This window comes from Paenirhodobacter hankyongi, from assembly GCF_003664585.1.
Lineage (GTDB): Bacteria > Pseudomonadota > Alphaproteobacteria > Rhodobacterales > Rhodobacteraceae > Rhodobacter > Rhodobacter hankyongi.
Genome location: NZ_RCHI01000003.1, coordinates 136,246 through 156,703, shown reverse-complemented (window position 1 = coordinate 156,703; position 20,458 = coordinate 136,246). Strand labels below are relative to the sequence as shown.

At 68.3% G+C, this 20,458-nt stretch carries 19 protein-coding genes; 13 read left to right on the top strand and 6 right to left on the bottom strand.

Translation table 11 applies throughout. From position 1 onward, the window contains the following. Positions 1–94 precede the first annotated feature (94 nt). The 5 genes from DYS74_RS04295 to der all read left to right on the top strand — a co-directional run bounded on the left by DYS74_RS04295 (position 95) and on the right by der (position 6,997). Positions 95–1,261, top strand: coding sequence for a LysM peptidoglycan-binding domain-containing protein (locus DYS74_RS04295; RefSeq protein ID WP_121531278.1), 1,167 nt, complete (start codon positions 95–97; stop codon positions 1,259–1,261). Positions 1,262–1,452: 191 nt separating this feature from the next. Continuing rightward, a complete protein-coding gene (locus tag DYS74_RS04290; protein WP_245965200.1) occupies positions 1,453–3,237 on the top strand; it encodes an ABCB family ABC transporter ATP-binding protein/permease in 1,785 nt (594 codons plus the stop codon). Positions 3,238–3,348: 111 nt separating this feature from the next. Next, complete coding sequence (locus tag DYS74_RS04285; RefSeq protein WP_121531274.1) at positions 3,349–4,005, top strand: tetratricopeptide repeat protein; 657 nt, start codon at positions 3,349–3,351, stop codon at positions 4,003–4,005. A gap of 87 nt (positions 4,006–4,092) precedes the next feature. Then, positions 4,093–5,385, top strand: coding sequence for an outer membrane protein assembly factor BamB family protein (locus DYS74_RS04280; protein ID WP_121531553.1), 1,293 nt, complete (start codon positions 4,093–4,095; stop codon positions 5,383–5,385). A 55-nt stretch (positions 5,386–5,440) separates the two neighbouring features. Continuing rightward, positions 5,441–6,997 carry a ribosome biogenesis GTPase Der gene (gene der, locus DYS74_RS04275; protein ID WP_121531272.1) on the top strand — a complete coding sequence of 519 codons (1,557 nt, stop codon included), beginning with the start codon at positions 5,441–5,443 and terminating at the stop codon, positions 6,995–6,997. Between the two features lie 183 nt (positions 6,998–7,180). On the opposite strand, the gene DYS74_RS04270 is transcribed toward der, so the two are convergent. After that, on the bottom strand, positions 7,181–7,882 hold the full coding sequence (locus DYS74_RS04270) for a hypothetical protein (RefSeq protein WP_121531270.1): 702 nt from the start codon (positions 7,880–7,882) through the stop codon (positions 7,181–7,183). A gap of 83 nt (positions 7,883–7,965) precedes the next feature. Continuing rightward, positions 7,966–9,255, bottom strand: a complete 1,290-nt coding sequence (gene serS / locus DYS74_RS04265; RefSeq protein ID WP_121531268.1) for a serine--tRNA ligase — start codon at positions 9,253–9,255, stop codon at positions 7,966–7,968. Between the two features lie 209 nt (positions 9,256–9,464). Between serS and DYS74_RS04260 the strand changes: the two genes are divergently transcribed. The 3 genes from DYS74_RS04260 (at position 9,465) to DYS74_RS04250 (ending at position 14,059) form a co-directional block, all read left to right on the top strand. Beyond that, positions 9,465–10,439: an efflux RND transporter periplasmic adaptor subunit gene (locus DYS74_RS04260; protein ID WP_121531266.1), complete on the top strand. Its 975-nt coding sequence runs from the start codon at positions 9,465–9,467 to the stop codon at positions 10,437–10,439. Beyond that, positions 10,436–13,675 carry an efflux RND transporter permease subunit gene (locus DYS74_RS04255; protein ID WP_121531264.1) on the top strand — a complete coding sequence of 1,080 codons (3,240 nt, stop codon included), beginning with the start codon at positions 10,436–10,438 and terminating at the stop codon, positions 13,673–13,675. The genes DYS74_RS04260 and DYS74_RS04255 overlap by 4 nt, the downstream gene beginning before the upstream one ends. Positions 13,676–13,831: 156 nt before the next feature. Beyond that, a complete protein-coding gene (locus tag DYS74_RS04250; RefSeq protein WP_121531262.1) occupies positions 13,832–14,059 on the top strand; it encodes a hypothetical protein in 228 nt (75 codons plus the stop codon). Positions 14,060–14,131: 72 nt separating this feature from the next. Here DYS74_RS04250 and DYS74_RS04245 read toward each other — a convergent pair whose 3' ends face one another. Next, the gene (locus DYS74_RS04245; protein WP_121531260.1) at positions 14,132–14,503 is read right to left on the bottom strand and encodes an ArsR/SmtB family transcription factor; all 372 of its coding nucleotides are present in this window, start codon (positions 14,501–14,503) and stop codon (positions 14,132–14,134) included. Between the two features lie 584 nt (positions 14,504–15,087). Between DYS74_RS04245 and DYS74_RS04240 the strand changes: the two genes are divergently transcribed. Further along, the gene (locus DYS74_RS04240; RefSeq protein ID WP_121531258.1) at positions 15,088–16,056 is read left to right on the top strand and encodes a magnesium transporter CorA family protein; all 969 of its coding nucleotides are present in this window, start codon (positions 15,088–15,090) and stop codon (positions 16,054–16,056) included. On the opposite strand, the gene DYS74_RS04235 is transcribed toward DYS74_RS04240, so the two are convergent. The 3 genes from DYS74_RS04235 to DYS74_RS04225 form a co-directional block, all read right to left on the bottom strand. Continuing rightward, a complete protein-coding gene (locus tag DYS74_RS04235) occupies positions 16,053–16,532 on the bottom strand; it encodes a hypothetical protein (RefSeq protein WP_121531256.1) in 480 nt (159 codons plus the stop codon). The genes DYS74_RS04240 and DYS74_RS04235 overlap by 4 nt on opposite strands. A gap of 89 nt (positions 16,533–16,621) precedes the next feature. Then, the gene (locus tag DYS74_RS04230) at positions 16,622–17,197 is read right to left on the bottom strand and encodes a retropepsin-like aspartic protease family protein (RefSeq protein ID WP_121531254.1); all 576 of its coding nucleotides are present in this window, start codon (positions 17,195–17,197) and stop codon (positions 16,622–16,624) included. Positions 17,198–17,248: 51 nt separating this feature from the next. Beyond that, entirely contained in the window at positions 17,249–17,884 is a 636-nt protein-coding gene (locus DYS74_RS04225) for a MarC family protein (protein WP_121531551.1), read from the bottom strand. 160 nt (positions 17,885–18,044) lie between these two features. Here DYS74_RS04225 and DYS74_RS04220 point away from each other — a divergent pair, with 160 nt between their 5' ends. From DYS74_RS04220 to DYS74_RS04205, 4 genes are read left to right on the top strand one after another with little or no spacing between them, the layout of a single operon-like run. Next, entirely contained in the window at positions 18,045–18,275 is a 231-nt protein-coding gene (locus tag DYS74_RS04220; RefSeq protein ID WP_121531252.1) for a twin-arginine translocase TatA/TatE family subunit, read from the top strand. A gap of 25 nt (positions 18,276–18,300) precedes the next feature. Beyond that, positions 18,301–18,771: a Sec-independent protein translocase protein TatB gene (tatB, locus tag DYS74_RS04215; RefSeq protein ID WP_121531250.1), complete on the top strand. Its 471-nt coding sequence runs from the start codon at positions 18,301–18,303 to the stop codon at positions 18,769–18,771. Further along, a complete protein-coding gene (tatC, locus tag DYS74_RS04210) occupies positions 18,768–19,610 on the top strand; it encodes a twin-arginine translocase subunit TatC (protein ID WP_121531248.1) in 843 nt (280 codons plus the stop codon). Before tatB ends, tatC begins: the two co-directional genes overlap by 4 nt. Beyond that, complete coding sequence (locus tag DYS74_RS04205; protein ID WP_121531246.1) at positions 19,607–20,443, top strand: ATP-binding protein; 837 nt, start codon at positions 19,607–19,609, stop codon at positions 20,441–20,443. Before tatC ends, DYS74_RS04205 begins: the two co-directional genes overlap by 4 nt. The last annotated feature ends 15 nt before the right edge of the window (positions 20,444–20,458 follow it).

The window sequence follows — 20,458 nt, the reverse complement described above, 5'->3', positions numbered from 1 at the left end:
GCGGGGAGTTGCTTTGTGCCGTGATACCGGCTCAAGTGGGCAGGCTCAAGCCGTGGCGCAGACCGCGGGCGAAAGAGGGAAAAGGACGACGGCGATGACGGATGGTGCGGAGGGCGGCGGCAAGCGCGCGGGGCTCGGCGGGGTTGCCGCGGGGGCGGCGGTTGCGGTGGCGATCGTGGCGGTCCTGGCGGGATGGTGGGCGGTGAACGGGCCGGTGCCCGGCGCGGCGCCCGAAAGCGCGGAACCGGCGGCGCCCAGGGTGGCCGAACCCGTCGCGCCCGCGCAGGGCGAGGCGACCCCGGCCGCGACCGGGGCCGGGACGGGCGAGACGACCGCCGCTGCAGGGGCGCCGGCACCGGCCGCGCCGACCGGCGCCGCCGAGGTCGCGCACTTCGACGTGCTGCGCGTCACGCCCGAGGGCGGGCTGACGCTCGCCGGCAAGACCGCGCCCGGGGCGAGGGTCGAGGTGCTGCTCGATGGCGCACCGCTCGACACGGTGAGCGCCGATGCGAATGGCGATTTCGTCCTCCTCGCCACCACGGTCGCGCCCTCGGCCGCGGCGCGGGTGTTGAGCGTGAAGGTCACCGGCGCCGATGGCGTCACCCGCGATCTGGCCGAGACCCTGACCGTGGCACCGAGCCCCGAGGCGCTTGCCCAGGCGGCGACGGCGGCGGGTGCGGCGCCCGAGGTGGTGGCCGAGCAGGTCGCCGCGGCCGAGACGCTGGCGGCGAAACCGCTGGTCACCGATGCTGCCGGGGCCGAGGTGCTGGCCGGTGCCTCGGAGGCGCTCGTCATCGATACGCTCGCCTTCGGCACCGGGGGCGCGATCGAGATCAGCGGTCGCGGCGCGCCGGCGGGCGTGGTGCTGCGCGCCTATGTCGACAATGCCGAGGCGGGGCTGGTGCAGGCCGGCGCCGATGGCGGCTGGCGGATGCAGCTGCCGAAGGCCGCGCCCGGGCCGCATGAGCTGCGCGTCGACGCGATCGATGCCGCGGGCAAGGTGGTCGCCCGCGCGGGCACGAGCTTCGAGGCCACGGCGCCCGAGACCCTGGCCGCGTCGGCCAAGGGTGCGGGGGCGGGGGCTGGTGCCCCGGCCGGGGCGCGCGTCGTCACCATCGCGCGGGGCAACACGCTCTGGGCGATCGCGCGCGACACCTATGGCGACCCTTATCTTTACGTGAAGCTCTTCGAGGCGAACCGCGACCAGATCCGCGACCCCGACCTGATCTATCCGGGCCAGGTCTTCACCCTGCCCGAGTGAAGGCGAAAGGGGCTGGACTCCGGCGCGCGGCGGCTTAGGTAGGGTCCGGACGCGGGCGGGCAGGGATGCCTCGCCCGTCTTTTCCGATGCCCCGAACCGACAGAAGGCGCCGCCGCGCCAGCGAGGATTTCATGCCGCCCTCCCAGATCACCCAATCCGGCAAGCTCAGCGCCGAGGACCGGGCGCGCAACATGCGCACGCTGCGCTCGGTGCTGCCCTATCTGTGGCCGGCCGATCACCCGTGGGTGAAGCAGCGCGTGCTGATCGCGATGGTGCTGCTGATCGTGGCAAAGGTGATCTCGGTCGCGACGCCGCTGGTCTACAAGGCCTCGGTCGACAGCCTTGCGGGCACGGCGCGCGACGAAGGCTGGCTGCTGCCCCTGGGCGCGGTGGCGTTGACGGTGATCTACGGCCTGGCGCGGCTTGGCTCGGTGGGCTTTGGCGAGCTGCGCGACGCGGTCTTCGTGCGGGTGGCACAGCGGGCGCTGCGGGCGCTGGCGCTCGAGACCTTCCGCCACATCCATGCGCTCTCGATGCGCTATCACATCACCCGCAAGACCGGCGGGCTGAGCCGGATCATCGAGCGCGGCGTGAAGGGCGTCGAGTTCCTGCTGCGCTTCATGCTGTTCTCGGTCGGGCCGCTGATCCTCGAGCTCACCCTTGTCACCATCCTCTTCGCGGTGCTCTTCGACTGGCGCTATGCGCTCGTGGTGGTGGTCACGATCTGGGCCTATGTCACCTTCACCTTCAAGGTGACCGAGGTGCGCGTGGCGATCCGGCGCAAGATGAACGATGCCGACACGGCGGCGAACCAGAAGGCGATCGACAGCCTGCTGAACTTCGAGACGGTGAAGTATTTCGGTGCCGAACGGCGCGAGGCCGAACGCTACGACGCCTCGATGGCGGGGTACGAGAAGGCCGCGGTGAAGACCGGGCAGAGCCTGGCCTTCCTGAACTTCGGCCAGACGCTGATCATCACCGCGGGGCTTGTCGCGGTGATGGTGATGGCGGCGCTCGAGGTGAAGTCGGGCAAGCTGACCGTCGGCGATTTCGTCATGGTGCAGGCCTACATGATCCAGATCACCATGCCGCTCGGTTTCCTCGGCACGGTCTATCGCGAGATCCGTCAGGCGCTCGTCGACATGGGCGAGATGTTCGACCTGCTGCACCAGCCTGCCGAGATCACGGACAAGCCCGGCGCGCCGGCGCTGAAGGTCACCGGCGGCGAGGTCTGTTTCGACGCGGTGAAATTCGCCTATCACCCGGACCGACCGATCCTGAAGGGGATCTCGCTGACCGTGGCGGCGGGGCAGCGCGTGGCGCTCGTCGGCCCCTCGGGCTCGGGCAAGTCGACGATCGGGCGGCTTCTGTTCCGCTTCTATGACGTCACCGGCGGCGCGATCCGCATCGACGGGCAGGACCTCCGCGACGTCACCCAGCAAAGCCTGCATGACGCGATCGGCGTGGTGCCGCAGGACACGGTGCTGTTCAACGACACGATCCGCTACAACATCGCCTATGGCCGCGCCGATGCCACCGAGGCCGAGATCGTCGCCGCCGCCAAGGCCGCGAAGATCCATGACTTCGTGATGTCGCTGCCCGAGGGCTATGACACCGCCGTGGGCGAGCGCGGGCTGAAGCTGTCGGGCGGCGAGAAACAGCGCGTCGGCATCGCCCGCACGCTGCTGAAGAACCCGCCGATCCTGCTGCTCGACGAGGCGACCTCGGCGCTTGATACCCAGACCGAGCGCGACATCCAGGACAGCCTGAACGCCATGGGCGAGGGGCGCACCGTCATCACCATCGCGCACCGGCTCTCGACCATCGCCGATGCGGATTGCATCGTGGTGCTCGAGAAGGGCGAGATCGTCGAGGAAGGCACGCATGAGGCGCTTCTGGCCCGCGGCGGGCGCTATGCCGCGATGTGGGCGCGTCAGTCTGCCGAGGACGGCGAGCCGGAGGAGAGCGCGGCCTGATCGGGCCGCGCCCATCACATCCCGGCGCGCCCCTGCCGGCCGGCCGGGGCCGGCCTTGGCAAGCGGGCGCGCTTGCGTATAAGAAGGCGCGACAGATCAAGGAGTCCGCCCGTGGATCAGACCGACAGCTTTATCGAGGAAGTCACCGAGGAAGTGCGTCGCGACCGGCTGTTTGCGGCCTTCCGCAAATACGGCTGGATCGGTGCGGTGGCGATCGTCGCGATCGTCGGCGGCTCGGCCTATACCGAGTGGCAGAAGATCCGCAACCGCGACGCGGCGCAGGCCTTCGGGGATTCGCTTCTGGCCGCGGTGCAGGCCGACGACCCGGGCGCGGCGCTGGCCGAGGTCCAGGCCGATGGTCCGCGCGCGGGTGTGGCGAAGCTGATGGCGGCCGCGCAGGCGGTGCAGGATGGCCGCACCGAGGCGGCGCTGGCCGATCTGAAGGCGGTGGCCGGGGACACGTCCCTGCCCGCAAGCCTGCGCGATCTGGCCCGGCTGAAGACGGTTCTGGTCGCCGGCGACACGATGACGGCCGAGGCGCGCCGCACCGAGCTCGAGGCGCTGGCCCAGCCCGGCGCGCCCTATCGGCTGATGGCGCTCGAACAGCTCGCGGTGCTCGCGCTCGAGACCGGCGACCCGGCTGAGGCGATCGCCAAGGCCCGCGAAGTGCTGGCCGATTCCGCGGTCACGCCGGGCTTGCAACAGCGCGCGACTGAGTTGATTGTGGCCCTGGGCGGTGACCCGGCGGCCGAGGCCGCCGCGCAGTAAGCGCGCGGTCTGCGCAGGACCGGCACGGGAAACGAAGGCAGGGGGACGAAAGCGGTGAAGCTGATCCGGGGAATCGCTGTGCTGGGCATGGCCGCGACGGTGCTTGCGGGCTGCGAGAAGGAAGTCATCCTGCAGGGCGAGCGGCTGGACCCGCGTGCCGTGGTGGGCGAGGGCTCGGTTCCGGGCAGCGCGATCCCCGCGGCCGAGGCGCCGCGCGCGCTGTCGCTGCCGCAGGCGCAGGCGAATGCCGACTGGCCGCAGCGCGCGGGCGGACCCGGCCATCTGCTGACCAACCCGGCGATCGGCGCCGGCACCACGCCTGTCTGGTCTGCCTCGATCGGCGAGGGCGAAAGCCGCCGCTATCGCCTGGTGGCCGAGCCGGTGGTGGCCGCGGGCCGCGTCTTCACCCTCGACAGCCGCGGCCATGTGACCGCGACGGCGACGAATGGCGCCCGGCAGTGGCAGACCGACGTAACCCCGGCGGGCGACCGCGCCGACGACGCAAGCGGCGCGGGGCTTGCCTATGACGGCGGCACGCTCTTCGTCACCTCGGGCTATGCCGAGCTGACCGCGCTCGAGGCGGCGACGGGCAAGGTGCTGTGGCGGCAGGGCTTTGACGCCGGCATCGGCGGCGCGCCGACGGTTTCGGCCGGCATGGTCTATGTCGTGGTGCGCGACGGTTCCGCCTGGGCGGTGCGTGCGGCCGACGGCAAGGTGATGTGGCAGCTGGGCAGCACGCCCGCAGGCGCCGGCATGGGCGGCGTCGCGGCGCCGGTGGTCAATGACCGGATGGTGATCTTCCCGTTCTCGACGGGCGAGCTGATCGCCGCGCTGAAGACGCGCGGCATGACGCTGTGGGCCTCGCAGGTGGCGGGCGCGCGGGTCGGTCGCGGCTATGCCACCCTCTCTGACCTGACCGGCGAGCCGGTGATTTCGGGCGACCGGCTTTATGCGGGCTCCTCGGCGGGCAAGCTTTCGGCTTTCGACCTGAACTCGGGCGAGCGGCTCTGGACCGCGACCGAGGGGCCGAATTCACCGGTGCAGGTGGCGGGCGGGTCGCTCTTCATCGTCAATGACCAGGGCCAGATCGAACGGCTCGATGCCGCGACCGGCGAGGTGATCTGGTCGAAGGATCTGCCCTATTTCGTCAAGGACAAGATCAAGAAGCAGAACGAGATCTGGGTGCATTACGGCCCGGTGCTGGCGGGCGGCAAGCTGTTCGTCGCCTCGTCGGACGGTCTGCTGCGGGTCTTCGACCCGGCCAGCGGCAATCTGATCGGCCAGACCGAGATCCCCGGCGGTGCCTCGACCGACCCGGTGGTGGCGGGCGGCACGCTTTATGTCGTCAGCCGGGACGGGGTTCTGCACGCCTACCGTTGAGCCCGGGGCAAAACCCGTGTAAAGCGGCGACTTCGGTCGCACCAAGGAGCGGAACATGAGCTTTACCCTGGCCATCGTGGGCCGTCCCAACGTGGGCAAGTCGACGCTGTTCAACCGGCTGGTTGGCAAGCGCCTCGCCCTCGTCGACGATCAGCCCGGCGTCACGCGCGACCTGCGCGAGGGCGACGCACGCCTTGGCGACCTGCGCTTCATCGTCATCGACTCGGCGGGGCTTGAACTCGCCGAGGACGACAGTCTTCAGGGCCGGATGCGGCGCCTGACCGAGCGCGCGGTCGAGGAGGCGGACATCTGCCTGTTCCTGATCGACGCGCGCGCCGGCGTGACCCCGGCCGACGAGATCTTCGCCGACATCCTGCGCCGCAAGAACGCCCATGTCATCGTTGCCGCGAACAAGGCCGAGGGCTCGGCCGGCGATGCCGGCGCGATCGAAGCCTGGAGCCTCGGTCTCGGCGAGCCGATCCGGATCTCGGCCGAGCATGGCGAGGGGCTCGACGATCTCTATGACGTGCTGCGCCCGCTCGCCGACGGTTTCGCCGAGCGTCACGCCGCCGACACGCCCGAGGTCGATGTCGATCTCGACGAGGAGAACGAGGACGAGACGACGATCCGCATGCCGACGGCGGCCAAGCCGCTGCAGCTTGCGGTGATCGGCCGTCCGAATGCTGGCAAGTCGACGCTGATCAACAAGATCCTCGGCGAGGACCGGCTGCTGACCGGCCCCGAGGCGGGCATCACCCGCGACGCGATCTCGGTCTCGACCGAGTTCATGGGCACGCCGATGCGGATCTGGGACACCGCGGGCATGCGCAAGAAGGGCAAGGTCAACGACAAGCTCGAGAAGCTGTCGGTTGCCGACGGTCTGCGCGCGGTGCGCTTCGCCGAGGTCGTCGTGGTGCTCCTCGACGTCAACATCCCCTTCGAGACGCAGGATCTGCGCATCGCCGATTTCGCCGAGACCGAGGGCCGGGCCGTCGTCATCGCCGCGAACAAGTGGGATCTCGAGGAGGACAAGCCCGAGAAGCTCAAGGAACTGCGCGAGAATTTCGAGAAGTTGCTGCCGCAGCTGCGCGGTGCGCCGCTGGTCACCGTCTCGGCGAAGACCGGCAAGGGGCTCGACCGGCTGCACAACGCGATCATCCGCGCCTATGAGATCTGGAACCGCCGGATCTCGACCGCGAAGCTGAACATGTGGCTGGGGGCGATGACCGAGGCGCACCCGCCGCCGGCGCCGGGCGGGCGCCGGATCAAGCTGCGTTACATGACCCAGGCGAAGACCCGGCCGCCGGGCTTCGTCATCATGGCGACCCATACCGACAAGATCCCGGAAAGCTATGGCCGCTATCTGGTGAACGGGTTGCGCGCCGATTTCGACATGCCCGGCACGCCGATCCGCATCTTCTTCCGCGATCAGGGGTCGAAGAACCCTTACAAGGAGCGCAAGAAGTCGATCCCGTCGCGGCTGACGAAACACGTCGAGGCGCGCAAGGCGGCAGAGCGCAAGGGCAAGTCCGCCTCGGGCGGCGTCGCGCCCTCGGGCACGATGCGGCCCGACAAGCCCAAGCCCAAGGGCCAGCGCCCGCCGAAGAAATGAGAAGACCCCGCCGTCGCGAGACGGCGGGGTTTTTCATTCCGACGGTCCGGCCGGAGCACGGGCGGAGAGGGCGCGTGAGTATTTTTTCCAAGAAAAAGCCGGGGGCCGGAAAACCAGTGGCCGGGCGTTGAAGGCCTTGGTTTGTTTCTGGTGCAAATGCTCCCGCCGGAGGCATCCGCCCTCTCAGCCCGCGCGGCGCACCCAGGCAGTCACGCCAAGGGCGAGGATCGCGACCTCCGCGCCGGCGACCAGCGCCGGGTTTTCGGTATTCACGGCGAGGATGCCGATCAGTGCCCAGATCACACCCGCCGGATAGGCCGCGCCCGGGGCGAGGCGGGCAGTGACGGCAAGTCCCACGATCACCGCCGCCGCCAGCACGACCCAGCTTGCGAGGCCAAGGGGCAGCAGCCCGTAGCCCACCAGCACGGTGCCGGTGGCAACCATGGTCGCGGCGGTGAGCCAGCCGGCATAAAGCCCGATCGGCGCCGCACGCAGGGCGAATTCGGCGCCCTTCGGCACGCGGGCGAGGGCGGCGAGCGCCAGCGCCGCCATGATCCAGATCTGCACCGTGGCGAGCACCGGCGCCTGCATCGCCACCGCAAGCCAGCTTGCGCCAAGCGCCATCGACAGCAGCAGCGGCCAGCGCGGCGCGTCCCAAACTGCGTCGTCGGCCCGCCGGAACAGGCCAAAGCCCGCCTGCACGATCAGCGCGAGGAAGATCAGGCCCCAGATCGAGAAGGCCCAGGGCGCGGGCTGGAACGGCGGGTTCACCACCGGCACCGGGAAGGCCGCCGGGTCATAGCCGCGGAAGTTGCGCGCGCTGTAGGAGGCGGCGGCGAAGGCCAGAGCGGCAGTGAAGGTCAGGATCGCTTTCAGACGCAGCATGATATCCCCTTGGGCTTTCAGCCAAAACGCAAAGGGCGCGGCCAGGTTCCCCCGCCGCGCCCCGATCTTCGGATTTTTTTCGCTCAGACCAGAACGCCGTCGACGAGGCGGGTCTTGCCGCCCAGATAGCGGTGCAGCACGGCGGGCAGGGTGACCGAGCCATCGGCCTCCTGGCCGTTCTCGAGCACCGCGATCAGGCAGCGCCCGACGGCGAGGCCCGAGCCGTTCAGCGTGGCGACGAATTCGGGCTTGCCGCCCGAGGCGGGCTTGTAGCGCCCGTTCATCCGCCGCGCCTGGAACTGGCCGCAGGTCGAGACCGAGGAGATCTCGCGGTAGGTGTTCTGCCCGGGCAGCCAGACCTCGAGGTCATAGGTCTTCTGCGCGCCGAAGCCCATGTCGCCGGTGCACAGCACGATCCGCCGATAGGGCAGGCCGAGCGCCTCGAGCACCGCCTCGGCGCGCTTCACCATGCCCTCGTGTTCCGCGATGGCATCCTCGGGGCGGCAGATCGTCACCATCTCGACCTTCTCGAACTGGTGCTGGCGCAGCATCCCGGCGGTGTCCTTGCCGGCGGACCCGGCTTCCGAGCGGAAGCAGTTCGTATGCGCGCACATCCGGGCGGGCAGCGCCGCCTCGTCCCAGACCTCGCCCGAGATGAAGTTCGTGAGCGTCACCTCGGCGGTCGGGATCATCCACCAGCCATTGGTGGTCTCGTAGCTGTCCTCGGCGAATTTCGGCAGCTGCCCGGTGCCGAGCATGGTCTCGGGGCGGACGAGCACCGGGGTGATCGCCTCGGTCAGGCCATGGGTGTCGACATGCAGGTCGAGCATGAACTGAGCCAGCGCCCGGTGCACGCGGGCGACGCCCGATTTCAGCACCACGAAACGCGCGCCGGACAGCTTCGCCGCGGTCTCGAAATCCATCGCCTTGCCGACCGCCGAGAGCTGGTAATGCTCCTTCGGCGCGAAGTCATAGGCGCGCGGGGTGCCCCAGCGGCGGACCTCGACGTTGTCGTTTTCGTCGGCGCCCTGCGGCACTTCGTCGAGCGGGCTGTTCGGCACCCACAGCAGCTTGTCGCGCAGCTCGGCGTCAAGCCGGCCGGCTTCGGCCTGCATCGCGGCGACCTCGGATTTCTTCTCGGCCACCAGCGCGCGCAGGCGCTCGAACTCGGCCTCGTCGCCCTTGGCCTTGGCGGCGCCCACAAGCTTCGAGGCGGCGTTCTGATCGGCCTGCGCGGTTTCGGCGGCGTGGATCGCGGCCCGGCGCGCCTCGTCGAGCGCGAGGATCTCCGAGGCGAGCGGCGAGAGCCCCCGGCGCGCGAGCGCGGCGTCGAACTGGGCGGGGTTTTCGCGGATGGCGCGGATGTCGTGCATGGGGCTCACCTCTGATGGTTGCGCCAAAGCGTTTAGCGCGGAAAGATGCGGCATGAAAGCCCCGCGCATGCCGCGCCTTGATCCCGGTCATGGCGCAAGCCCTTGCGGGGTGATTGCATAATCGTGTATGGGATCACACATTCAAGAACCAGAATGTAAATGCCCGGACGCGAGCCGGGATCTGGGCGCCGTAGGGAAGGGATGCCGACATGAAAACTTACGTCTTGCCGCTGGCGCTTCTCGCGCTGGCCGTGCCGCAGGGCCTGCGTGCCGAGCAGAGCTTTACCGTGACCCCGACCGAGGTCGTCGACTGGAAGGCGGTCTATGGCCAGATCGAAGCGAAGGATTCGATCGCGGCGCGCGCGCGCCTTGGCGGCACGCTGACCGAGCTGAGCGTGACCGAGGGGGACCTCGTGCAGGCGGGCCAGCCGATCGGCAAGGTGGTGGACGAGAAGATCGCCTTCCAGCTGAGCGCGATCGACGCGCAGATTGCGGCGCTGCAGGCGCAGCTTGCGAATGCCCAGACCGAGCTGAAGCGCGGCCAGGAGCTGAGCGCGCGCGGCATCACCACGACCCAGGCGCTCGATGCGTTGCGCACCCAGGTCGACGTCTACATGAGCCAGATCGAGGCGCAGCAGGCGAGCCGCAAGGTGACCGAGCAGCAGGCGACCGAGGGCGAGGTGCTGGCGCCGATCTCGGGCCGGGTGCTGTCGGTGCCGGTCGCCAAGGGCGCCGTGGTGATGGCGGGCGAGACCGTCGCGACCGTCGGCGGCGGCGGTTTCTTCCTGCGCATCTCCGTGCCCGAGCGCTTTACCGCGACGCTGAAGGAAGGCGACGCGATCCATATCGAGGGCGCGAAAGGCGCCATCGACGGCAAGCTCGTCAAGGTCTATCCGCTGATCCAGGGCGGCCGGGTCGACGCCGATGTCGAGGTGCCCGGTCTTGATTCGGAATTCGTGCAGGCGCGGGTGCTGGTGCGTCTGCCGCTCGCCCGGCGCGAGGCGATCCTGGTGCCGGCAACCGCGATCTCGACCCGCTCGGGCCTTGATTTCGTGCGGGTGCGCGCGGGCGAGGGCACGGTCGAACGCGCCGTCGTTCCGGGCGATCACCGCGACGAGAACGGCACCGAGATGGTCGAGATCGTCACCGGCCTTGCCGGCGGCGAAGAGGTGGTGACGGAATGAGCCAGGACCAGATCCCCGAAGAGGCGCATCCGCTCGGCATTCCCGAGCATCGCCTCGGCATTGCCGGCCGGCTGACGCGGGCCTTCATCCAGTCGGCGCTGACGCCGCTCATCATCCTTGCCGCGCTTGCGGTGGGGCTGGTCGCGCTGATCTCGCTGCCGCGCGAGGAAGAACCGCAGATTTCCGTGCCGATGGTCGACATCCACCTGCAGGCCCCCGGCCTGAAGGCCGAGGATGCGATGAAGCTCGTGACCGAGCCGATGGAGACCATCATCAAGGGCATCAACGAGGTCGAGCACGTCTATTCGCAGACCTCGGACGATTCTGCGCTGGTGATGGCGCGCTTCGTCGTCGGCACCTCCTCGGACGCGGCGATCCTGCGCGTGCACGAGAAGGTCAAGGCGAACATGGACCGGATTCCCACCGGCATCGCCGAGCCGATCATCGTCGGCCGCGGCATCGATGACGTGGCGATCGTGGCGCTGACCCTCTCGGGCAAGCCCGGCGAACAGATCGGCGCGAACGACCTGACCCGCATTGCGCGCGAGCTGCAGACCGAGGTGACGAAGATCGACAATGTCGGTCTGACCTACATCGTCGGCGAGGCGACCGAGGCGATCCGGATCGAACCCGATCCCGAGAAGCTCGCCATGTATGGCGTCACGCTGCAGCAGCTGTCGAACAAGGTCGAACAGGCGAACCGCGCCTTCAACACCGGCAAGCTGCGCGACCAGGGCGAGCAGATCGATCTGGTGGCCGGCAAGACGCTGACCGCGCCGGCCGAGATCGCCGGGCTGTTGCTGACCACCCGCGACTCGCGCCCGGTCTATGTGGCCGACGTGGCGAAGGTCGAATACGTGGGCGACACCTCGGACCACATCGTGGCCAATGTCACCCGCGAGAATGGCACGCTCGACCGCCGCCCGGCGGTGACGGTGGCGATCGCGAAGCGCGCCGGGGCGAATGCCGTGGTCGTGGCCGAGAAGATCCTCGAGCGCGTGCACGAGCTCGAGGGCTCGCTGATCCCGTCGACTGTCGAGGTGCAGGTCACCCGCGACTATGGCGAGACCGCGAACGAGAAGGCGAACGAGCTGCTGTTCCACCTCGGCCTTGCCACGGTGTCGATCATCGCGCTGGTCCTCTTCGCGATCGGCTGGCGGGAATCGATCGTCGTCGCGATCGTCATCCCGGTGACGATCCTTCTGACGCTGTTTGCCGCGAACATCATGGGCTTCACGCTGAACCGCGTCAGCCTCTTCGCGCTGATCTTCTCGATCGGCATTCTCGTCGACGACGCGATCGTGGTGATCGAGAACATCGCGCGGCACTGGGCGATGAAGACCCCGGGCACCCGCATCGCCAAGGCGATCGAGGCGGTGGCCGAGGTCGGCAACCCGACCATCGTCGCGACGCTGACCGTGGTCGCGGCGCTGCTGCCGATGCTCTTCGTCAGCGGGCTGATGGGCCCCTACATGTCGCCCATTCCCTCGGTCGCCTCGGCGGCGATGATCTTCTCCTTCTTCATCGCGGTGATCGTGACGCCCTGGCTGATGGTGAAGATCGCGGGGCGCGCCGACATGTCGTCGCATGCCGAAGGGCCGGGCCATCATGCCGGTGGCAAGCTGGGCGCGCTTTACGAACGGGTGGCGCGGCCGGTGCTGCGCACCAAGCGCACCGCCTGGACCTTCCTGATCGCGGCGATCGTGCTCAGCTTCGGCTCGCTCGGGCTTCTGTACACCAAGCACGTCACGGTGAAACTGCTGCCCTTCGACAACAAGTCCGAGCTGAGCGTGGTGATCGACCTGCCCGAGGGTTCCTCGGTCGAGGCGACGGATGCGGTGGCGCAGAAGGTGGCCGAGGTGGTGACGCAGATGCCCGAGGTGATCTCGGTGCAGACCCATGCCGGCGCCGCGGCGCCCTTCAACTTCAACGGGCTGGTGCGGCACTACTATCTGCGCGAATACCCCTATCAGGGCGACGTGCAGATCAACCTGACGAACAAGGCCGACCGCGACCGCAGCTCGCATGACATCGCGCTCGATGTGCGCGAGCGGATCGCCAAGCTCGACCTGCCCGCCGGCACCAGCCTGAAGACGGTCGAACCGCCGCCCGGTCCGCCGGTGATGGCGACGCTGCTGGCCGAGGTCTATGGCCCCGATCCCGAGACCCGGCGCGCCGCGGCCGCGAAGATCCGCATGGCCTTCGAAAGTGTACCCTTCATCGTCGATGTCGACGACAGCTTCGGCACCCAGACCCGGCGGCTGCGCGCCACGGTGAACTCGGACGATCTCGAGTTCTACTCGGTCGAGGAAAGCGACGTCTTCGACACGCTCGGGTTGCTGAACGGCTCGACCACGGTCGGCTATTCGCACCGCGGCGACGAGCGCTCGCCGCTGCCGATCGTGATGGCGCGGGCGAAGGGCGACCGGGTGATGAACGAAGCGACGCTGTCGACCCCGATCCCGGCGAATGTGCTGCCCGGCGCGCGTGGTGTGGTCGAGCTGGGCGACGTGGTGACGGTGGGCGAGGAGAAATCCTCCTTCCCGATCTTCCGCCACAACGGCCGCGAGGCGGAGATGGTGACGGCGGATCTTGCCGGCACCTTCGAGGCGCCGCTTTATGGCATGATCGCGGTCGATGCGGCGCTCGACAAGATCGACTGGGCGCCGGGCGAGAAGCCCGTGGTGTCGCTGCACGGCCAGCCCGACGACGAGAGCCACGTGACGCTGCTGTGGGACGGCGAGTGGGAAGTGACCTGGGTCACCTTCCGCGACATGGGTGCCGCCTTCGGCGTGGCGCTTCTGGGGATCTACATCCTCGTCGTGGCGCAGTTCGGCTCGTTCCGGCTGCCGCTGGTCATCCTGACGCCGATCCCGCTGACCTTCCTCGGCATCATGCTCGGCCACCTGATCTTCCACGCGCCGTTCTCGGCGACCTCGATGATCGGCTTCATTGCCCTTGCGGGCATCATCGTGCGCAACTCGATCCTGCTGGTGGACTTCATCCGCCACGGCAACCACGAGGGCAAGTCGGACATCGACGTGCTGGTCGAGGCGGGGGCGATCCGCTTCAAGCCGATCCTGCTGACCGCTGTCGCGGCGATGATCGGCGCGGTGGTGATCCTTGCCGACCCGATCTTCCAGGGGCTGGCGATCTCGCTGCTCTTCGGTCTGCTCAGCTCGACGCTGCTGACCGTGCTGGTGATCCCGGCGATCTACCGGATCTTCAAGACCTGATCGGGCCCGAGAGACCGACACGGGACGGACAAGGGGGACACCCGGCGGCAACGCCGGGTGTTCGCGTTTTCGGGCGGGTGCGACATTCGGGCACGGCAGATGTGATCGCCGCCCGCGCGGCGCGGCGCTAGTCTGGACCTGTCACAGAGGTGACGCATGGAGGATGAGATGCGCAGCGTCTTGAAGGCGTCGGTCGTGGTTCTGGCCGTCGCTGCCGGTTTTGTGCCAGTGCGGGTGTTTGCCGAGCCGAGTTGCACTGACTGGATGGATCAGGGCGACGGCACATCGTGGAAGGAATGCGTCGACGACAGTGGCGTGCAGCATTGCTACAAGGTGAACAACACGCCCGGCAGCACGGCCTACGAGGTCAGTTGCTCCGACTGAGCCCTCGGGCGATGTGGCATGGGCGGGCCGCTCCGGGACACCGGGGCGGCTTTTTCCTGTCGGGGGGCGGGCTCAGATGCCCTTGCAGAACATCTCGTAGACGGTTTCGACGATGCGCACCGCCTTCGGGTCGCTCAGCGAATAATAGATCGCCTTGCCCTCGCGCCGGCAGGTCACCAGCCCCTCGAGGCGCAGCCGCGCCAGCTGCTGGCTGACCGCGGCCTGCCGCGACTCGAGCAGGTTCTCGAGCTCGGTCACCGTCTTCTCGCCCGAGGAGAGATGGCACATGATCATCAGCCGGCCCTCGTGCGCGAGCGCCTTGAGCAGGTTCGACGCCTCCTGCGCGCGGCTCATCAGCTCGTCCGCGTCGAGCCGTGCACAGCGCTCGGCCGGGTCGGCCGCCGTCGCTTCGGTCTGGATGATCTCTTGCCCGTCAGCCGCCATGATGCGCTGCGTTCTCCTTCGCTGTCCCTGCCGCTCCGGCCAGGTGAAGCAGCAGTCTGGGCAACGGAATTAGCACGGCTGCACAGGAGAATCGAGTGGGCGGCGCATTTTGTCGCGGGGCGCAGGCGCACAGCCGGGCTGCGCAGGAGCAGATCTGCCTGTCGCTTGGGCGGATTGTCGCCGGAACGGGATCGGAACGGGCAGGAAAACAAACGGCGCCCGCAGGGGGCGCCACAGATGAGGATGACGGCGCCGGCGTTGCTGTGCCGTGGCTCAGGCCGATTTCGGCGCGCGCGGGGCAGGGCGCAGGCGGCGCAGCAGCTCGTTCACGGCGGCCACGGCGATGACCAGAAGGGCGATGGTGTCGAAGCTCAGGTAGGTCATGCGCTCCTCCGGGTGCGGGCCTTGCCGGGCGTTCTGCGCCGGCCGCGATGCGGGACGTTTTCCGGCTACCGGCGGAATGCGGCAAAAACCGGGCAGGGGTGCGACTTTCGCGCGGCTTCGCGGCTTGCCCCTGCGCAGGGGGTTGATTTTCCCGCGCCCGGGCCGATACCCAAGGGGCGAAGCACGCGAAGAGGTCCGCCATGCTGCACGCCTTCACTGCCGGAACACGCGGGCTTGCGCGGATGGGCCAGGAGACGCCGATGGCGCCCGGCTCGCAGATTGCGCATGCGCTCTGGATCGACCTCTATCGACCGCTCGACAGCCAGATCGCGGCGGTCTCTGGGCTGGGCATCGAGGTGCCGACCCTCGCTGACATGGAAGAGATCGAGATCTCGAACCGGCTCTACCGCGAGGACGGCTCGGATTTCATGACCGTCGTCGTGCCCGGCCAGACGCCCGACGGGCGCCACATCTCGGGCCCGGTCACCTTCATCCTGACGCCCGAGCGGCTGGTGACGGTGCGCCACCACGCGCCGCGCTCGTTCGAGACCTATCCCGAGCGTGCCGACCGCTCGACCGCCGGCTGCACCTCGCCCGAGCGGATCTTCCTTGGCCTGATCGAGGAGATCGTGGCGCGCCAGGCCGACCTGCTCGAGGGCATCGGGCGCGGGCTCGACTCGGTCTCGGTCCATGTGCTGGGCGACGCGAGCCCCGACGAGCTGCAGCATGCGCTTGGCGAGGTCGGGCGGCAGGGCGAATTGCTGGGCCGGATCCGGCTGGCGCTGCTGACGCTCGAACGCGCTCTGTCGTTCTATGACCAGACGCTGGCCACCCATCCGCAGGGCAAGGACCTGCACACGATCATCAAGGGCCAGATCCGGGACATCGGCTCGCTCGCGGTGCATGGCGACTTCCTGTCCTCGCGCGTGTCGCTCTCGGTCGACGCGACGCTCGGCATGATCAACCTGGCGCAGAACACCACGGTGCGGATCGTCTCGGTGGTCGCCGCGCTCTTCATGCCGCCGACGCTGATCGCCTCGATGTACGGGATGAACTTTGCCGTCATGCCCGAACTCGACAAGCCCTGGGGCTATCCCTTCGCGATCGGGCTGATGATCGCCTCGGCGCTTGGCACCTGGGCCTTCTTCAAGTGGAAGGACTGGCTCTAACGCGCGCAGAGCTTCGTCTGCGGATCGAGCCGGACATATTCGCGCGCCGAGATCTTGGTCATCTTCAGCGACTTGCTCCAGGTGCTGTTCCATTTCTTCAGCACGCCGTTGCGGTAGTAATTGCCCATCAGCCCGATCATCATCGTCGCCGGGATGTTGGTGCCGATGAAATGCGGCGCGTGGAAGGCCATCACCGATTTCGGCCCGAGGCAGGCATTGGGCAGCGTCGTCAGCATCGTGCAGGCCGAGGCGCAATAGCCGCGGATCTCGACCCGGCGACCCGACCGCTCGAGCTGGTTGCGCCGCGCGATATAGCCCGCCACATTGCCGCCGTCGTCATTGAAGATCACGATCGGTGCCTTGTCCGAGACCCGCACGCTGCCCGCGGTGCTGCCGCCGGCCTCGGTCTCGGTGACGCAGCCGGCCAGCACGAGGCCGGCGACGAGGAGGGGAAGAAGGCGGGTCTTGCGGGTCATCTGTGGCGTCCTTTGCGAAGCTCGGCCAGACGATAGGCGTGGCGCGGGCGCGGGCAAGCCCCGGCCCGCGCCCCCGGCGGGTTTCCGCCTCAGCGCGTCAGCACCAGCCGGTCGCGGTCGAATTCCACCTTCGCGAAGCGGGTCAGATAGCTCATCCCCATCAGCGAGCTGTCCATGTCTGCGCGGTTCACCACGGCGCGCAGGTTGCGGTCGTGGATCGGGCCGAGATCCATCGTCTCGATCCGCACCTGGGCGGTGGCGACGGTGCCGTTCGCGGTATTGGCGCTGCCGATGAAGGCAAGCCCTGCGGTGTCGATGCCGGCGCGCTCCGCATCGCGCCGGGTCAGCACGATGTCGCTCGCCCCGGTGTCGACGACGAAGCGCACAGGCACGCCGTTCACCTCCGCGGTGAGGTAATAATGCCCGTCGGGGCCGAGCGGCGCCTCGATCCGCCCGCCGGTCATCACCGATTGCTGCGGCACGAAGCTCTTGCGGATGTCGCCCCACATGCCGAAGACCGCGACGAGGCCCAGCACGATCAGCGCCCAGACCATGAGCTGTTGCAGGCTGCGCGCCGGATGGCGGCGGAAGGCGGTGAGGAAATAGCCCGCAAGCACGGCCAGCAGCAGCGCGAGATAGACGAGGTTCGGAGAGAAGTCGCTCATGGGGCCTCCTGTCTGCCGGATGTAGGGGGCGGGGACGCCCCTGTCATCCCCTCAGCGGCCGAAGAACGGCCCGAGCAGTCCCGAGCCGCGCAGCCCGTCGAGGATGAACTGCACCGCCAGCGCGGCCAGCAGCATGCCCAGAAGCCGCGTCACCACCATCGTGCCGGTGCGGCCCAGAAGCCGCTCGAGCGGGGTGGCGATCAGGAACATCGCAAGGACGCAGGCCAGCACCGCAAGCATCACCAGATGCACGAAGACCAGATGCACCGTGTCCGATCCGGGCGCGCCGGCCAGCAGAATCATCGTCGCCATCGCGCCCGGGCCCGCGATCAGCGGCGTCGCCAGCGGGAAGACCGAGGGATCGTCGGTATGGGGCTCGGCTGACTGCCCTTCACGCCGCTCGGTGCGTCGCTCGAACAGCATGTCGAGTGCAGTGAGGAACAAAAGCACGCCACCCGCGATGCGGAAGGCGGGCATCGAGATGCCGATTCCCTCAAGCAGCTTGTCGCCGAAAAGCCCGAAGAGCGTGAGCAGGATCGCCGCGATGATCAGCGCGCGCAGCCCCACTTTCAGCCGCGCCCGTGCCGTCATCCCGCGGGTCAGCGCGATGAACAGCGGCGCGAGGCCGATCGGATCGACCACGACGAAGAGGGTGACGAAGGCGGTGACGGTCTCGGCGGAGGTCATGGCGGCATGGTAGCGCGCGGATTTCGGGCGTTCCATGGGCGCGCACACAAAAACTTGCGTGATCTCGCGGAATCGGTCTTTGATTGCCCCCGCGCAGCCCGTAAAAGTTGCCAAGGACACTAATTCAGGTGCGGCCCTCCCGCACCAGCTGGAGACTGAAATGCTCAACAACATCGGCCTTCCCGGCCTTCTTCTGATCGCCGTCGTCGTGCTCGTGCTCTTCGGCAAGGGCAAGGTCTCGTCGCTGATGGGCGAAGTCGGCAAGGGGATCACTGCCTTCAAGAAGGGTGTGAACGACGGCGCCAAGGAGATCGAGGACGCCAAGGCGGACGAGGCGCGCGACGTGACGCCGGCGCCGACCTCGGCTCCCGCGGACAAGGACAAGGCCTGAGCCGTCCGGCCGGGGCGTAGAGGCCATGCTGGATATCGGTTGGAGTGAGCTGTTGCTGATCGGCGTCGTGGCGCTGGTCGTGGTGGGCCCGAAGGACCTTCCCGCGATGTTCCACACGCTCGGGCGGCTGACTGCACGGGCGCGTCAGATGGCGCGAGAGTTCAGCCGCGCGATGGAGGATGCCGCGAAGGAGACGGGGCTGAACGACGTCGCCTCGGATCTGAAGGGCATCGCCTCGAAGAAATCGCTCGGTCTCGAGGCGCTCGAACGCGCCACCGAGAAATTCGAGAAATGGGATCCGAAGCTGCCGGGCACGGTGAAAGCCGCGGCCCCTGCCGCGCTGCAGCCAGATCCGGAGCTTGCCGCCGAGCTTGATGCCGCGGAAGCGGAGTTCGAACCGGAGATGGATCCGCCTCGGGCTCCCGTGACCCCGGCGGCCCCGGCCGACGCGGCCCCGTCCGTGCCGACGGGCGAGGAAGAGAAGGGGAAGGCATGAGCACCGCTCAGGACGAGATCGACGATTCCGCCGCCCCGCTGATCGAGCATCTGGCCGAACTGCGCACCCGCATCCTCTATTCGCTTCTCGCGTTTGTCGCGGCGATGGTGGTTTGCTATACCTTCTGGCAGCCGGTCTTCAACTTCCTGACGCAGCCGATCTGCGTTGCACTCGCAGACCGCGGCCAGCAATGCGGCCTTTACCTGATCAAGCTGCAGGAAGGCTTCTTCGTCGCGATCAACATCTCTTTCTTCGGCGGCTTCGTGCTGAGCTTTCCGGTGATCGCCTACCAGCTGTGGCGCTTCGTGGCGCCGGGGCTCTACAAGTCCGAGAAGCGGGCCTTCCTGCCGTTTCTGTTCGCCTCGCCGGTGATGTTCGCCATCGGCGCGGGCTTTGCCTATTTCTTCATCCTGCCGATGGCCTTCTCGTTCTTCCTCGGGTTCCAGCAGGGGCCGATGACGCCGGAGGGCGAGGCCACCAACCATCTTGCCGCGATCGGGTTTCAGGGCTCTGTTCAGGAATACCTGTCTCTGACGATGAAGTTCATCATCGCTTTCGGCATCTGCTTCCAGCTGCCGGTGTTGCTCACGCTGATGGGCAAGGCAGGGCTCGTGTCCTCGGCGGGGCTGGCCAGCGTGCGCAAATATGCAATCGTGGTGATCCTGATCGTCTGTGCGATTGCAACGCCGCCCGATGTCATCAGCCAGAGCATGCTGTTTTCCGCGATCTACCCGCTTTACGAGGTCTCGATCTTCCTCGTGCGGCGGATGGAGCGCAAGCGCGAGGCGCAGATGCGCGCCGACGGCACCTGGGTCGAGGACGAGGAAGACGGCGAATGACCGATCCGCTGCTGCGTATCGCCGAGGCGCTCGAGCGCCTCGCGCCGGCGGCTGCGCCTGCCCCGGATTTCGGCGCGGCCGACGCCTTCGTGTGGCAGACCGCGCCCGACCGTCTGGTGCCGGTGGCGGCGGTGAACCGGGTCGATCTGTCGCTTCTGCGCGGCATCGACCGGGCGCGCGACACGCTTCTGGCGAACACGCTGCAATTCGCCCGCGGCGCGGCGGCGAACAACGCCCTGCTGTGGGGCGCGCGCGGCATGGGGAAAAGCTCGCTCGTCAAGGCGGTTCATGCCGAGGCGCTGCGCCAGGGGCTGGCCCTCAAGCTCGTCGAGCTTGCGCGCGAGGATCTGCCCTCGGTCAACCGGCTGATGGCGCATCTGCGGGCCTCGGGGCAGCGCTTCGTGCTGTTCTGCGACGATCTCAGCTTCAGCCATGACGATCAGCACTACAAGTCGCTGAAGGCGGTGCTCGATGGCGGCATCGAGGGGCGGCCGGCGAATGTGATCCTCTATGCCACCTCGAACCGGCGCCACCTGATGCCGCGCGACATGATCGAGAACGAACGCTCGAGCGCGATCAATCCCTCGGAAGCGGTCGAGGAGAAGGTCTCGCTGTCTGACCGTTTCGGGCTGTGGCTGGGCTTCCATTCCTGCGATCAGGACGAGTTCTTCGCGATGATCGAAGGCTATTGCGCGGCCCATGGTGTCGAGATCGCCCCCGAGGTGCTGCGCGCCGAGGCGACGGAATGGTATCGCACCCGCGGCTCGCGCTCGGGGCGCGTGGCCTGGCAGTTCTTCACTGATCTGGCCGGTCGGCGCGGTCTCGCGCTCTGACCGACGGCGCCGCGG

Coding starts and splice junctions, on each gene's coding strand:
- der (WP_121531272.1), top strand. CDS start 5,441: ATGAGCTTTACCCTGGCCATCGTGGGCCGTCCCAACGTGGGCAAGTCG.
- DYS74_RS04220 (WP_121531252.1), top strand. CDS start 18,045: ATGCTCAACAACATCGGCCTTCCCGGCCTTCTTCTGATCGCCGTCGTC.
- DYS74_RS04295 (WP_121531278.1), top strand. CDS start 95: ATGACGGATGGTGCGGAGGGCGGCGGCAAGCGCGCGGGGCTCGGCGGG.
- DYS74_RS04260 (WP_121531266.1), top strand. CDS start 9,465: ATGAAAACTTACGTCTTGCCGCTGGCGCTTCTCGCGCTGGCCGTGCCG.
- DYS74_RS04225 (WP_121531551.1), bottom strand. CDS start 17,884: ATGACCTCCGCCGAGACCGTCACCGCCTTCGTCACCCTCTTCGTCGTG.
- DYS74_RS04270 (WP_121531270.1), bottom strand. CDS start 7,882: ATGCTGCGTCTGAAAGCGATCCTGACCTTCACTGCCGCTCTGGCCTTC.
- DYS74_RS04290 (WP_245965200.1), top strand. CDS start 1,453: ATGCGCACGCTGCGCTCGGTGCTGCCCTATCTGTGGCCGGCCGATCAC.
- tatC (WP_121531248.1), top strand. CDS start 18,768: ATGAGCACCGCTCAGGACGAGATCGACGATTCCGCCGCCCCGCTGATC.
- DYS74_RS04205 (WP_121531246.1), top strand. CDS start 19,607: ATGACCGATCCGCTGCTGCGTATCGCCGAGGCGCTCGAGCGCCTCGCG.
- DYS74_RS04245 (WP_121531260.1), bottom strand. CDS start 14,503: ATGGCGGCTGACGGGCAAGAGATCATCCAGACCGAAGCGACGGCGGCC.
- DYS74_RS04235 (WP_121531256.1), bottom strand. CDS start 16,532: ATGACCCGCAAGACCCGCCTTCTTCCCCTCCTCGTCGCCGGCCTCGTG.
- DYS74_RS04280 (WP_121531553.1), top strand. CDS start 4,093: ATGGCCGCGACGGTGCTTGCGGGCTGCGAGAAGGAAGTCATCCTGCAG.
- DYS74_RS04230 (WP_121531254.1), bottom strand. CDS start 17,197: ATGAGCGACTTCTCTCCGAACCTCGTCTATCTCGCGCTGCTGCTGGCC.
- DYS74_RS04240 (WP_121531258.1), top strand. CDS start 15,088: ATGCTGCACGCCTTCACTGCCGGAACACGCGGGCTTGCGCGGATGGGC.
- DYS74_RS04255 (WP_121531264.1), top strand. CDS start 10,436: ATGAGCCAGGACCAGATCCCCGAAGAGGCGCATCCGCTCGGCATTCCC.
- serS (WP_121531268.1), bottom strand. CDS start 9,255: ATGCACGACATCCGCGCCATCCGCGAAAACCCCGCCCAGTTCGACGCC.
- tatB (WP_121531250.1), top strand. CDS start 18,301: ATGCTGGATATCGGTTGGAGTGAGCTGTTGCTGATCGGCGTCGTGGCG.
- DYS74_RS04250 (WP_121531262.1), top strand. CDS start 13,832: ATGGAGGATGAGATGCGCAGCGTCTTGAAGGCGTCGGTCGTGGTTCTG.